Source organism: Haloferax profundi (genome assembly GCF_001469865.1).
Classification (GTDB): Archaea; Halobacteriota; Halobacteria; order Halobacteriales; family Haloferacaceae; genus Haloferax; species Haloferax profundi.
Genome location: NZ_LOPV01000107.1, coordinates 1 through 12,696 on the forward strand (window position 1 = coordinate 1; position 12,696 = coordinate 12,696).

Below are 12,696 nucleotides of genomic sequence, written 5' to 3' on the forward strand. Positions count from 1 at the left end.
AACGTCTGTGACGCCGGGTGCGTGCAAGACGAGTCGTGCAACCGCTTCGACTACTGTCCGAAGACCGGTGCCGACGTGGCGAAGGCGGAGACGGACCGCTGGGAACGCGTCTTCTGGCAGGAGATGAAAGACCGCGGCGTCTTCCTCACCGCGAACCAGTTCGAGTCGCAGTTCGTCTCGTACGCCCACACGGACGAAGATATCGAAGAGACACTCGAAGCGTACAAAGAGGCGCTCTGACGCGGACAGCGACGCGGTCTGCCGAATAATATTTCGTTAACGCTACAGTTCGAAGTTCGGATTCAGTCCACTCGGAGCCTCGCCTCCGCCGCGCGCCAGAGTGGTGGGTAGGCGAGTCCGACGCCCAGACCGACGCCGACGCCCCACGCGACGACGATGCCGACGGCGTTCCCGTCCATCTCGAAGAACACGAGCGCCGTGACGAAGACGACCGTCGTGACGAGGCCGACGAGCCATACCCGAACGACGAGGCGGAGGCGAAGCGGGCGAACCCACGTCAAGGCTGCCCCTGCCACACCGGCGAGAACGTAGCCGAGCCATCCCGGTGCGTCGTAGCCGAGGATGGGAAGGAGCACGTCGAGTGGCCCGAACAGCGGGAGCAACCCGAAAAAGAGGAGCGCGACGACCACGAAGTCGCCGACCTGTTGGCCGACGGAATCGAGAGAGGGCATTGCGGGAATCGTAGTGCGGGCCGAGTATGCGTCTTTCCCCTGCGTGGTGCGTCAGGACCCGACACGACGGCGACGAACTGGAGGGCTTTTCAACGCGGACGCCAGACAACAGCGTATGACTACACGGACGCTGCGACTGGCGACGCGGGGGTCGGCGCTCGCTCGCGCACAGGCTTCGAGCGTACAGGAGGCGCTCGGAAGCCGACGACTCGACGTCGAACTCGTCGAAGTCGAGACCGAGGGAGACCGGATTCAGGACGAACTCATCCACCGACTGGGCAAGACGGGTGCGTTCGTCCGCGCACTCGACGAACGCGTTCTCGACGGCGACGTCGACGCGGCGGTCCACTCGATGAAAGACATGCCGACCGAGAAGCCCAACGACCTCGTCGTCGCGGGCGTTCCCGAGCGTGCACCCGCGGGCGACGTCCTCGTGACCCCCGACGGGAAGGACATCGACGAACTCCCCGAAGGCGCAGTCGTCGGCACCTCGTCGCTCCGCCGGCAGGCCCAACTCCAGAACTACCGCGAGGACCTCGAAGTCGCGGCACTCCGCGGCAACGTCGACACGCGCGTCGAGAAGTTGCTGGCGACGAGTCTCCAGCGTGAACACGAAGCGCGCATCGACGACGACGAAGAACGGAAAGGCAAGCACGGGAAGACCGACCACGAAAGCGAGTTCGACCAGCGACCCGACGAGTGGTTCGACAGCCTCAGCGAACTCGAACGACAGGCGATGAGTCGAAAAGTCGAGACGGAGTACGACGCCATCGTCCTCGCGGAAGCGGGCCTCAAGCGCAGTGGCCTCGCCGACAAGGTCGAGTACCAGCGTCTCGAGCGAACGTCGTTCGTCCCCGCGCCCGGGCAGGGAGCCATCGCGGTGACGGCCTCGGACCCGGAGATTATCGACCTCGTCCACGACAAACTCGACCACCCACGGACCCGCGTCGAGACCACCGTCGAGCGGACCATCCTCGCCGAACTCGGCGGCGGGTGTATCGCGCCGGTCGGCGTCCACGCCCTCCTGCAGGGCGAACACGTCCACGTGGACGTGCAGGTGCTCGCAACCGACGGGTCGGAAGCCATCAAGACGTCCCGCAACCTGCCGGTCGGCAACCACGCGAACGCCGCCCGTGACTTCGCGGCGGACCTGCGCGAACGCGGTGCCGGCCAACTGGTCGAAGCCGCCAGAAAGGAAGCTGAGGAGGAGTAAGATGGCAGGTGCGGACGAGCAGACCGGCGCTGATTCCGAAGCAGCAGACGCCGATTCTGTCGGTGTCGTCCACCTCGTCGGCAGCGGTCCGGGCGACCCGGAACTGCTCACGATGAAGGCCGCGCGCCTCATCGACGAAGCGGACGTGGTCCTCCACGACAAACTCCCCGGCCCGGAGATTCTCGGGATGATTCCGCCGGAGAAGCGCGAAGACGTGGGAAAGCGCGCCGGCGGCGAGTGGACGCCGCAGGAGTACACGAACGCGCGGATGGTCGAACTCGCCCGCGAGGGCAACGAAGTCGTCCGACTGAAAGGCGGCGACCCGTTCGTCTTCGGGCGCGGCGGCGAGGAGATGGAACACCTCGCCGAGAACGGCATCCCGTTCGATATCGTGCCGGGCATCACCTCTGCCGTCGCGGGACCGGGGTCGGCGGGCATCCCCGTCACCCACCGCGACTACGTCTCGTCCGTCTCGTTCGTCACTGGCCACGAAGACCCGACGAAAGAGGAGTCGGCAATCGACTGGCACGCACTCGCCGCGACGGGCGGGACACTCGTCGTCCTCATGGGCGTCGGCAAACTGCCGCTGTACACCGCAGAACTCCGTGACGCCGGCATGGACGGCGACACGCCCGTCGCCCTCATCGAACGCGCGACGTGGCCCGAGATGCGCGTCGCAACCGGCACTCTCGACACCATCGTCGAGGCACGCGACGAGGCCGACATCGAACCGCCGGCAATCACCGTCATCGGCGAGGTTGCGGCGACGCGTGACCGCGTCAAGTCGTTCCTGCGCGGCGGCGGTATCGACGCACTGGCCAACGCTGCATCGACCGACGACGTGAAGGAGAGCGGCGACGAGGAGGCAGACGACGAATGAGCCACCAGGTTCGCGCCGCCGTCTTCCGCCCAGACGACGACCGTATCGACGCGGCAGTCGAACTGCTGGAGTCGCTCGGTGCGACACCCGTCGCCGACCCGATGCTCGCGGTCGAACCGACCGACGCCACGCCCGAACCCGCCGAGTACGTCGTCCTCACGAGCAAGACTGGTGTCGAACTGCTCGCAGAGGCCGGGTGGGACCCGGGCGACGCAGTCCTCTGTTGTATCGGGCCCGCCACCGCCGACGCCGCCCGTGAGGCCGGGTGGACCGTCGACCGTGTACCCGAGGAGTACACCTCCGCTGGACTGGTCGAACACCTCGCGCCCGACGTGGCAGGCGAGACGGTCGAAGTCGCCCGGAGCGACCACGGGAGTCAGGTTCTCCTCGATGGCCTGCGCGACGCCGGTGCCGACGTTCACGAAACCGTCCTCTACCGCCTCGTCCGCCCGGAAGGGGCCGGGAAGTCGGCCGTCATGGCCGCCGACGGTGACCTCGAAGCGGCCCTGTTCACCTCGTCGCTCACGGTCCAACACTTCCTCGACGCCGCCGACGAGCGTGGCATCCGCGAGGACGCAATCGCTGGCCTGAACGCGGCCATCGTGGGCGCAATCGGTGCCCCGACACGGGAGACGGCCGAATCGCTCGGTATCGACGTCGACGTGGTTCCGAGCGAGGCGACGTTCGAAGCACTCGCGTGCGACGTCGTGGAGACGGCGGCACCGACGTATCACGAGTGACGGGGACGCGCCGCCGCGACTCGGGTGCGACACGTGCGTCGGCAACCGAGGGGTCGTGGCGCGCCGTCGCAACCGTCGCCGGGTGGCAGACGGCGGCCAGTCTCTGTTACTACACCATCTTCGCCGCGACGGGGTTCGTCCGCGAGGCGTTCTCGCTGTCCGAATCGCTCGTCGGCGTCTTTCTCACGGCAGGGTTGCTCGGCTACACGCTCTTCTTGTTCCCGAGCGGTGCGGCAGTCGATGGCTACGGCGAAAAACCGGTGATGGTCGTCGGCCTCCTCGCACTCGCTGTCGCCCTCGTCGGCGTCTCGTTCGCGCCGTCGTACGCGCTCTTGTTGGGGACCGCCGGCCTCCTCGGCGCGGCCTACTCGACGGCGATGCCCGCGTCGAATCGCGGCATCGTCGACGCCGCACCCGCCGGGAGCAAGAACCTCGCGATGGGGCTGAAACAGGTCGGAGTCACCGTCGGAAGCGGTGCTTCGTCGCTCATCATCACCGGCATCGCCGTCGTCGCGGCGTGGCAAGTCGGGTTTTGGCTCATCGCCGTCGTCGCCTTCGGGTACGCACTCCTCTTCGCCGCCCGCTACCGCGGGAGTCCCGGAACGGGGCGTCTCGAACGCCCGCGACTCGCAGGATTGGGCGACAACCGGGCCTACGTCGCCCTCGTCGCCGCCGCGTTGTTCATCGGCGCGTCCATCTTCTCGATGCTCGGCTACACCGTCCTCTACGTGCAGGACGTCGTCGGGACGGGACCAGCACTCGCGGGTGGCGTCCTCGCGGCGACACAGGTGACGGGAAGCATCGGCCGAATCGGAGCAGGGAGTCTCGCCGACCGACTCGGCGGGGCGCGCGGCGCGGCGACTGTCGCACTCGTCCAACTCGCAGGTGCAGTCGTCCTCTTCGGCCTCCTCGCGTGGTCGGGCGGGTCGCTCGTCCTCACCACCCTCGTGTTCGTCGCCCTCGGCCTCACTATCCACGGGTCGACGGGCGTGTTCTACTCCTGTCTGAGCGGCGTCGTCGACGACGACGATATCGGCGCGGCGACTGCCGGCGGACAGACCGCGCTCAACACTGGTGGACTGCTCGCGCCACCGTTGTTCGGCATCGTGGTCGAGTCGATTGGCTACGCGGCCGGGTGGGCGTTCGTCGCGGTGTCTACCGTGGCGGCGGCGAGTCTGCTGTTCGTCGTCACGCGACGTCTTCGGTGACGCGACTCGCAGCGACTCCCGACGACTGTCACATGTGAACCCCCAGACTATTCTCACTCGTCTGCGCACTGTGTGTCATGTTACGATACGACACTCGCGGCGACGCCAGTTGGCTGACGCTCGACCGACCCGAGAAGATGAACGCCCTCCACCTCGACGGGTGGCAGGAACTCCGTGACGGCCTCGACCGGGCGGCAGAAGAGTCGCGGGTCGCGGTCCTCACGGGTGTCGAAGACGTGTTCTGCGCTGGCGACGATATCGCCCTCATCGAAGAAGCCGAAACAGCAGACGACGTGGAGGAACTGACCGACTGCCTCTACGACGTGCTGTTCGGCATCGAGTCGCTGGATATCCCCGTCGTCGCCGCGGTCAACGGCCTCGCCTACGGCGGCGGGTGTGAACTCGTCGCCGCGTGTGACCTCGCCGTCGCCGTTCCGGACGCCACGTTCGCGCTCCCCGAGACGACAATCGGCGCGTACCCTCCCTATGCGGTCGAACGCGTGGCCGAAACCGTCGGCAAGAAACGACTCATGGAACTCGCGCTGACCGGCGACCCAATCGACGCGGACCGGGCGGCCGAGTGGGGACTCGTGAACCGTGTCGTCTCGGACGACAAACTAGACGCGACGGTCGGTGAGTTCGTCGACTCCATCGCCACGTCGCCGCGGCGTTCGACTCGACTGGCGAAACAGCACGCAGCAGTCGGGGCGGCAAATCCGGGCACCCGTGAGCGCATTCGCGGTGCCTTCCAAGAGATTCGTACCGACGACGAGTGCCGGGCGGCCACGAAACGGTTCTTCGAACGATAACCGACGGCACGGTACTCGGCACAGACCCGACTCTCCCGACGAAGGTTTTTGTACGAACACGGGACCACTGCCACACATCGTGACCGCCAGTCGAATCGAGACGTTCCTCGCCGAACTGCCAGCGTTTATGCCGATGACGACGCGAGTACCCAACAGATGGAAGGCCCCGTCCCCGACCTGACCGAGCACGCCGCGGCGTGCGCTGACCACCTCCGCGACGCCGACCGGGTACTCCTCGCGTCGCACATCGACGCCGACGGGTTGACCAGCGCTGGCATCGCCTCGACAGCGCTCGAACGCGCCGAGATTCCGTTCGAGACGGTGTTCTGTCGCCAACTCGACGAGCGAGCCATCGCCGACATCGCGGCGACCGACTACGACACCGTCCTCTTTACCGACTTCGGCAGCGGGCAACTCGACATCATCGCCGAACACGAAGCGGCGGGCGACTTCCACCCAGTCATCGCCGACCACCACCAGCCCGCAGACGGAGTCGAGACCGAACACCACCTCAACCCGCTTCGCTTCGGCCTCGACGGGGCCACCGAACTCTCTGGGGCGGGTGCGAGTTACGTCCTCGCGCGCGCACTCGAACCCGACGGTGGCGACAACCGTGACCTCGCCGCCCTCGCCGTCGTCGGCGCAGTCGGCGACATGCAGGATACCAACGGGACACTCACCGGTGCCAACGAGGGCATCGTCGAGGAAGGTGTCGCCGCCGGTGTGGTCGAAGAGGGCACCGACCTCCGAATCTACGGCCGACAGACGCGCGCACTCCCGAAACTCCTCCAGTACGCGACGGACGTGCGTATCCCCGGCATCTCGAACAACGAAGCGGGAGCAATCGAGTTCCTGACCGAACTCGACGTGCCCTGCCGCGACGACGACGGCGAGTGGAAGCGCTGGGTCGACCTGACGGGTGACCAGCGCCAGACGCTCGCCAGTGCGCTGATTCGTCGGGCCATCGCCAGCGGTGTGCCGGCCAGACGAATCGACGACCTCGTGGGGACGACGTACGTCCTCTCAGAAGAACAGGAGGGGACCGAACTCCGCGACGTGAGCGAGTTCTCGACGCTGTTGAACGCGACGGCCCGCTACGACCGCGGCGACGTCGGTCTCGCTGTCTGTCTCGGTGACCGTGACCGTGCGCTCGACAGGGCGCGGGGACTCCTCCGCAATCACCGCAAGAACCTCTCGAACGGCCTCCAGTGGGTGAAAGAACACGGCTTGACCGTCGAGGAGAACCTTCAGTGGTTCGACGCCGGTGACGAGATTCGCGAGACAATCGTCGGCATCGTTGCCGGGATGGCCGTCGGCACCGACGCGACGCGGAACGGGATTCCCGTGTTGGCCTTCGCCGAGAACGAAGACGGCGACGTGAAAGTCTCCTCGCGCGGGTCGTACGTGATGGTCAGGAACGGACTGGACCTCTCTGTCGTCATGCGCGAGGCGTCCCGAGCAGTCGGCGGCGACGGCGGCGGGCACAACGTCGCGGCGGGTGCGACGATTCCGAACGGGACCGTAGAGGAGTTCATCGCCGAGGCAGACCGCATCGTCGGCGAGCAGTTGGCGTAAGCCTCACTCGTCGTCGACCGGATTCGACCCAAACTTCGCGGGCACCCAGTTCTGGTCGTCGATGGGCGGACGGTCGTAGTCGGCGTTCTGTCGCGGCGGGAGTTCGATGGGGTCGGGCGTCAGGTCTTCGTACGGAATCTGGTCCAGTAGGTGCGAGATACAGTTCAATCGTGCGTGGCGTTTCACGTCGGCGTGGACGACGTTCCACGGGGCCTCTTCGATGTCCGTGTGTTCGAACATCGCGTCTTTCGCCTTCGAGTACTCGACCCACTGCGAGCGTGCTTCGAGGTCCATCGGACTCAGTTTCCAGCGACGCTTCGGGTCCTCGTTGCGCTTCTGGAAGCGGCGTTCTTGCTCCTCGTCGCTGATGGAGAACCAGTACTTGATGAGGATGATGCCGGACCGGACGAGCATTCGCTCGAACTCGGGGGCGGTTCGGAGGAACTCTTCGTACTCCTCGTCGGTGCAAAAGCCCATCACCCGTTCCACGCCGGCGCGGTTGTACCAACTCCGGTCGAACAGCACCATCTCGCCCTCTGTGGGGAGTTGTTCGACGTAGCGCTGGAAGTACCACTGGCCTTGCTCGCGCTCTGTGGGTTTCCCAAGCGCGACGACGCGGGCGACCCGCGGGTTGAGTCGGCGGGTGATGCGCTTGATGACACCACCTTTTCCTGCGGCGTCCCGTCCCTCGAAGACGACGCAGACTCGCAGGTTCTCTTCTTTGATCCAGTACTGGAGTTTGACCAGTTCCTCTTGCAACTGGTTCAACTCGCGTTTGTACTGTTTCTTCTTCAGAACCCCCTTCTTGTTGTAGCGGTCCGCGTCACTCGGCATGCCCAACATATGTTCCTCGAGAACAAATACCACGTGGGCGAACGGGTTCGACACGAGCAGCAGGAATCGTTCGACGCACCCATTTCGATTCGATATAGCAACATACAGTTTACAATGGCGTCCGCCTGAATTTCCTGCGTCGTTCTCGTGTGTCCGAACCAGTCCGTGACAGACGGAAATCCACGAAATCCTCATATCATATGCTCGTGTATCACACGGTACCGGCCGTCACGGCCGGAGAGGGGCAAGACGATGGCGACCGCGAGAAGAAACAAATTCGAATACGACTACCCGGTCGGGTACGAACCGGAGGTACAAACAGAGACGGTCGAGTTGGACCGTCGAACCGTCGAGCGACTGGACGCGATCCTCGAAGAGGACGAGTCGTACGACGAACTGATCAGCGAACTCGTGTCCATCTTCGTGGCGAGCGAACTCAGCGCCGCGCGCGTGGACAGCCCACTCATCGAGTGACCGCACCACGTCACTCCATTTTCGAGACCCACCACTGAGCAACAGCTAATCGAAGCGATTCACGCGTTCGAGACGCGTTAGACCCGGTTTCGAGAGACATCACACTCTCTCCAGTACCCCCGTGATAAACGGGCTGGTGCTATACGAAACGGCAGTCGTCGCACTCCGCCGAGCGTTCGCCGGCCAATCGTCCGATTTTTTGCCGCGAGTGGGAAATCTCCGAGTATGACCGACTTCGACCCGGAGAAATTCGAAGACAAGTACGTCCACTACTTCCCCCAACTCCAGCGGGCGTACAAGAACGCCTTCGAGACGATGAACGACGAGTTCGACTCGACGCTCATCCACGGCATCGACCAGCAGATTCTCAACGAGTCTGAACCCTTCTACGACGATGGCGACTTCTTCGTCGAACTCCCCGAGAACGCCCCGGAGCGACTCACTGCCGTCGAAATCGCGGACGACGAACTCGACGCAGTTCTCGACCGCTACGTCGACGAAATCGAAGGTGAACTGCGCCGAGTCTTCGGCGTCGAAGCGTAACCGAACCAAAGGCCTAAGCCCGTTCACCCCGAACGCGCGTCCATGAGCACGGAGACGCAGGACGGCGAAGACGACCTCAAAGAGCGTGTCGTGAACTTCCTCCGTCGGAACTTCCCGCAGATCCAGATGCACGGCGGTAGTGCGGCCATCCGCGACCTCGACCGCGAGACCGGTGAGGTCACGGTCCTCCTCGGCGGCGCTTGCTCTGGGTGTGGCATCTCCCCGATGACCATCCAGGCCATCAAGACCCGCATGGTCAAGGAGATTCCCGAAATCAACGAAGTCCACGCCGACACCGGTATGGGCGGCGACATGGGTGGCTCGAGCCGCGGCGGCGACGTGAGCCCATCGTTCCCCGGAGACACGAGCGAGGACCGCGAAGACGACCAAGGTCCGCAAGCACCCTTCTAAACCGGGTTCTCGGGTTCTTTCTGTTCGACGGGCGACAGAGAACAGGAGTTTTATCGGCGACTACACCCCACCCACGGGTATGACAGCCGAGTCGCCCGAGAACGTCCTCTTCGTCGTCATGGACACGGTCCGCAAGGACCACCTCACGCCGTACGGCTACGACCGCCCGACGACGCCGGGCCTCGACCAGTTCGCCGAAGAGGCGACCGTCTTCGAACAGGCCGTCGCGCCCGCGCCGTGGACCCTCCCGGTTCACGCCTCGCTCTTCACCGGCATGTACCCGAGCCAACACGGTGCCGACCAGGAGAACCCCTACCTCGAAGGCGCGACCACGCTGGCCCAGACGCTCTCGGCCGCCGGGTACGACACCGCGTGCTACTCCTCGAACGCGTGGATTACGCCCTACACCCACCTGACCGACGGGTTCGGAGACCAGGACAACTTCTTCGAAGTCATGCCGGGCGACTTCCTCTCCGGCCCGTTGGCGAAGGCGTGGAAGACGATGAACGACAGCGATACCCTCCGCGCACTCGCCGACAAACTCGTCAGTCTCGGCAACACCGCCCACGAGTATCTCGCCGGCGGCGAAGGTGCTGACTCGAAGACGCCCACGGTCATCGACCGAACCATCGACTTCGTCGACGACTCCGACCAGTTCTTCGCGTTCATCAACCTCATGGACGCGCACCTGCCGTACCACCCGCCCAAAGAGTACAAAGAGCAGTTCGCTCCGGGCGTCGATTCGACCGACGTGTGCCAGAATTCCAAGGAGTACAACGCCGGCGCGTACGAAATAGACGACGACGAGTGGGAGGACATCCGTGGCCTCTACGACGCCGAGATCGCCCACATCGACGACCAACTCACCCGCCTATTCGACCACCTCAAAGCGACCGGGAAGTGGGACGACACGATGGTCGTCGTCTGCGCAGACCACGGCGAACTCCACGGCGAGCACGGCCTCTACGGCCACGAGTTCTGCCTGTACGACCCACTCATCAACGTCCCACTCATGGTCAAACATCCGGCACTCGGCACCGGACGCCGCGACGACCAGGTCGAACTGGTCGACCTCTATCACACGGTCCTCGACTCGCTGGGCGTCGAAGGTGGTGAACCCGCCAAACCCGGCGAGGACGCCGTCGCGCTCGACCGAACTCGGTCGCTCCTCTCTGCGAACTACCGCGACTTCGCCGACGCGAGCAACGGTGACCCCGGACAGCACCACGATGGGCAGTACGCCTTCGTCGAGTACTCGCGCCCCGTCGTCGAACTCAAACAATTAGAAGAGAAGGCCTCGAAGGCGGGAATCACCCTCCCGGAGGACTCACGCTTCTACTCGCGGATGCGTGCTGCCCGCCGCGTCGACGCGAAGTACACTCGAATCGACCGCATCGAGGACGAAGCCTACCGCCTCGACGAGGACCCCGACGAGACCGAAAACCTCGCAGAGTCGGACGACGAGGCCATCGCCGAGACGGAGGCCGCACTCAGTGGGTTCGAAGACGCGGCCGGTGGCGCGTGGACCGACGCCCTCGATACCGACGTGTCCGACGACTCGGTCGACCAGATGGACGACGAAGCACAGGAACGACTCCGCGACCTCGGCTACCTCGAATAAGAGAGCCGCGCAGAACCCCGTTTTTAGGCCGTGACACGAAGGCCGACGACACCCGCGACGATGGCGACGATACACGCGAGTCGAATCACCGACGTAGACTCGTCGAAGAGGACGATTCCTAACAGGACCGTCCCGACGGCGCCGATGCCGGTCCAGACAGCGTAGGCAGTCCCGACTGGCAGCACTTCGACGGCCTTCGCGAGACCCGCCATGCTAATTGCGAGGGTGACGACGACGAACACGCTGGCTCTGAGGTTGGTAAAGCCATCCGCGTACTCCAGTCCAATCGCCCAGGCTGTCTCGAAGACGGCGGCACCGACGAGGACGAGCCACGCGGTCTGTTGGTTCATGTCGGCACGACGGTCCGGGGTGGCTTGACGCCCGCGGTCGGAACCGCGCCTACCGAAGTCCTTCTCCTCGTTCCCACGCCCGCAAGAGCGCCGCGAGCGTCCGGTTCGTCGGAACCTCGTAGTCGTATTTCGTCGCGGTGTCGACGACTGCACCGTTGATTGCGTCGACCTCGGTTCGCTTTCCAGCCTCGACGTCCTGGAGCATGGACGACCGATTCGCGGCGGTCTGGTCGACGACGCGGTCGATAGCCTCGCGGGCGACACGGTTCGGGAGTCGGACACCCTCGAATCGGGCGACGCGGGCAGTCTCACGTGCGGCGCGGTGGGCGACCTCACGTGCCTCGTGGGACGCGAGTCTCCCGTTTTCGACCCGCGAGAGTGCAGTGACGGCGTTGATGCCGGCGTTCACGGCGAGTTTCTCCCATCGTCGCCGGGGCATGTCGGCGGCGACGAGCGTCCGGATGTCCGCGTCGCGGAAGGCCTTTCCAACCCGTTCGGCGAGGGGAGAGGTGCCCCCATCGAGAGCACCCAAGACGACACGGCCGATGCCGGTACACTCGACGCGACCGGGCGCGACGAGGCGAGCGCCGTAGGTCGCAGTGCCCGCGAGTACGGGCACGTCGAGAGACGATTCGAGCACCTCTTCGGTCATACCGTTTTGGAGCGAGAGCACGGCGTCGACGTCGCACGCTTCGAGAGCCTCGGCCGCCGCACGCGTGTCGAACGACTTGACAGTCACCAGCGCCACGTCTGCGCCGTGTCCCGTTTCTGTCGTCGTCGCCGCCGGTGAGACGTGTGCGGACTCGGCGCCGACGATATCGAGACCGGTCTTCGAGACGCGCGAGACGTGTCGGTCTCGGCCGACGAGGGTCACGTCGTGAACCGACGCGAGGAGTCCGCCGACGAGGGTTCCGAGACTCCCCGCACCGAAGACGAGGATTCGCATGGCTACAGGTTCTCGTCGGGCGATAAAAATCGAGGAGTCTCCCGGGTGACGTCAGTCTTCGGTCCAGTAGTATATCTGTTCGCGCGCGGCACCGCAGTTCGGGCACGAGTCGGGTATCTGCTCTATGTCACCCATCTCGCCGCAGTCGCTGCACCGCCACATCAACTCCGCTTCGCCGAACTCGTGGCCCGCACGCTCGTGTTCGATGGACATCGCGGCGAGTCCCTCGCGAGTCGTGACGTAGAACCCATCTTCGTCGAATCCTCGGATACTGCCGATTTTGGTCCCATCCTCCGCGTACACCGCCATGCCGACGGTTGGCTGTGTCTCACCACTCATGTGTGAACATACGTCATACACCACCTAAATTCGGACGGCCAACGCCGTCACCGAGAGGGCA

Annotated in this window: 15 protein-coding genes and 1 pseudogene; 11 read left to right on the forward strand and 5 right to left on the reverse strand. The window is 64.9% G+C overall.

The window, feature by feature from the left end:
• A pseudogene (locus tag AUR66_RS05885) lies at nucleotides 1-240 on the forward strand (glutamate-1-semialdehyde 2,1-aminomutase); the annotation flags it as partial.
• Between the two features lie 62 nt (nucleotides 241-302).
• Here the strand turns inward: AUR66_RS05885 and AUR66_RS05890 are convergent.
• The gene (locus AUR66_RS05890) at nucleotides 303-692 is read right to left on the reverse strand and encodes a hypothetical protein (protein WP_058571559.1); all 390 of its coding nucleotides are present in this window, start codon (nucleotides 690-692) and stop codon (nucleotides 303-305) included.
• A gap of 115 nt (nucleotides 693-807) precedes the next feature.
• Between AUR66_RS05890 and hemC the strand changes: the two genes are divergently transcribed.
• The 6 genes from hemC to AUR66_RS05920 all read left to right on the forward strand — a co-directional run bounded on the left by hemC (nucleotide 808) and on the right by AUR66_RS05920 (nucleotide 7,117).
• Complete coding sequence (hemC, locus tag AUR66_RS05895; protein WP_058571560.1) at nucleotides 808-1,905, forward strand: hydroxymethylbilane synthase; 1,098 nt, start codon at nucleotides 808-810, stop codon at nucleotides 1,903-1,905.
• A 1-nt stretch (nucleotide 1,906) separates the two neighbouring features.
• Nucleotides 1,907-2,785, forward strand: coding sequence for a uroporphyrinogen-III C-methyltransferase (cobA, locus tag AUR66_RS05900; protein ID WP_058571561.1), 879 nt, complete (start codon nucleotides 1,907-1,909; stop codon nucleotides 2,783-2,785).
• Entirely contained in the window at nucleotides 2,782-3,525 is a 744-nt protein-coding gene (locus AUR66_RS05905) for a uroporphyrinogen-III synthase (RefSeq protein WP_058571562.1), read from the forward strand. The genes cobA and AUR66_RS05905 overlap by 4 nt, the downstream gene beginning before the upstream one ends.
• Entirely contained in the window at nucleotides 3,522-4,733 is a 1,212-nt protein-coding gene (locus tag AUR66_RS05910; protein ID WP_058571563.1) for an MFS transporter, read from the forward strand. The genes AUR66_RS05905 and AUR66_RS05910 overlap by 4 nt, the downstream gene beginning before the upstream one ends.
• Before the next feature lie 77 nt (nucleotides 4,734-4,810).
• A complete protein-coding gene (locus tag AUR66_RS05915) occupies nucleotides 4,811-5,542 on the forward strand; it encodes an enoyl-CoA hydratase/isomerase family protein (protein ID WP_058571564.1) in 732 nt (243 codons plus the stop codon).
• Nucleotides 5,543-5,698: 156 nt separating this feature from the next.
• Entirely contained in the window at nucleotides 5,699-7,117 is a 1,419-nt protein-coding gene (locus AUR66_RS05920) for a single-stranded-DNA-specific exonuclease RecJ (protein ID WP_058571565.1), read from the forward strand.
• Nucleotides 7,118-7,120: 3 nt separating this feature from the next.
• Here AUR66_RS05920 and ppk2 read toward each other — a convergent pair whose 3' ends face one another.
• The gene (ppk2, locus tag AUR66_RS05925; RefSeq protein WP_058571590.1) at nucleotides 7,121-7,951 is read right to left on the reverse strand and encodes a polyphosphate kinase 2; all 831 of its coding nucleotides are present in this window, start codon (nucleotides 7,949-7,951) and stop codon (nucleotides 7,121-7,123) included.
• A gap of 252 nt (nucleotides 7,952-8,203) precedes the next feature.
• Between ppk2 and AUR66_RS05930 the strand changes: the two genes are divergently transcribed.
• The 4 genes from AUR66_RS05930 to AUR66_RS05945 all read left to right on the forward strand — a co-directional run bounded on the left by AUR66_RS05930 (nucleotide 8,204) and on the right by AUR66_RS05945 (nucleotide 11,000).
• Nucleotides 8,204-8,425 (forward strand): DUF7557 family protein, encoded by a 222-nt coding sequence (locus AUR66_RS05930; RefSeq protein WP_058571566.1) that lies wholly within the window; start codon nucleotides 8,204-8,206, stop codon nucleotides 8,423-8,425.
• A gap of 225 nt (nucleotides 8,426-8,650) precedes the next feature.
• Complete coding sequence (locus AUR66_RS05935; RefSeq protein ID WP_058571567.1) at nucleotides 8,651-8,968, forward strand: DUF5783 family protein; 318 nt, start codon at nucleotides 8,651-8,653, stop codon at nucleotides 8,966-8,968.
• Nucleotides 8,969-9,010: 42 nt separating this feature from the next.
• Nucleotides 9,011-9,379 (forward strand): NifU family protein, encoded by a 369-nt coding sequence (locus tag AUR66_RS05940; RefSeq protein ID WP_058571568.1) that lies wholly within the window; start codon nucleotides 9,011-9,013, stop codon nucleotides 9,377-9,379.
• A gap of 79 nt (nucleotides 9,380-9,458) precedes the next feature.
• Nucleotides 9,459-11,000, forward strand: coding sequence for a sulfatase (locus AUR66_RS05945; RefSeq protein ID WP_058571569.1), 1,542 nt, complete (start codon nucleotides 9,459-9,461; stop codon nucleotides 10,998-11,000).
• A gap of 23 nt (nucleotides 11,001-11,023) precedes the next feature.
• On the opposite strand, the gene AUR66_RS05950 is transcribed toward AUR66_RS05945, so the two are convergent.
• Genes AUR66_RS05950 through AUR66_RS05960 form a run of 3 tightly spaced genes read right to left on the reverse strand, consistent with a single transcriptional unit; the run spans nucleotide 11,024 to nucleotide 12,635 of the window.
• Nucleotides 11,024-11,350 carry a DMT family transporter gene (locus AUR66_RS05950; protein ID WP_058571570.1) on the reverse strand — a complete coding sequence of 109 codons (327 nt, stop codon included), beginning with the start codon at nucleotides 11,348-11,350 and terminating at the stop codon, nucleotides 11,024-11,026.
• A 49-nt stretch (nucleotides 11,351-11,399) separates the two neighbouring features.
• The gene (locus AUR66_RS05955; protein WP_058571571.1) at nucleotides 11,400-12,296 is read right to left on the reverse strand and encodes a ketopantoate reductase family protein; all 897 of its coding nucleotides are present in this window, start codon (nucleotides 12,294-12,296) and stop codon (nucleotides 11,400-11,402) included.
• Between the two features lie 51 nt (nucleotides 12,297-12,347).
• Nucleotides 12,348-12,635, reverse strand: a complete 288-nt coding sequence (locus tag AUR66_RS05960) for a DUF7130 family rubredoxin-like protein (protein ID WP_058571572.1) — start codon at nucleotides 12,633-12,635, stop codon at nucleotides 12,348-12,350.
• Nucleotides 12,636-12,696 lie beyond the last annotated feature (61 nt).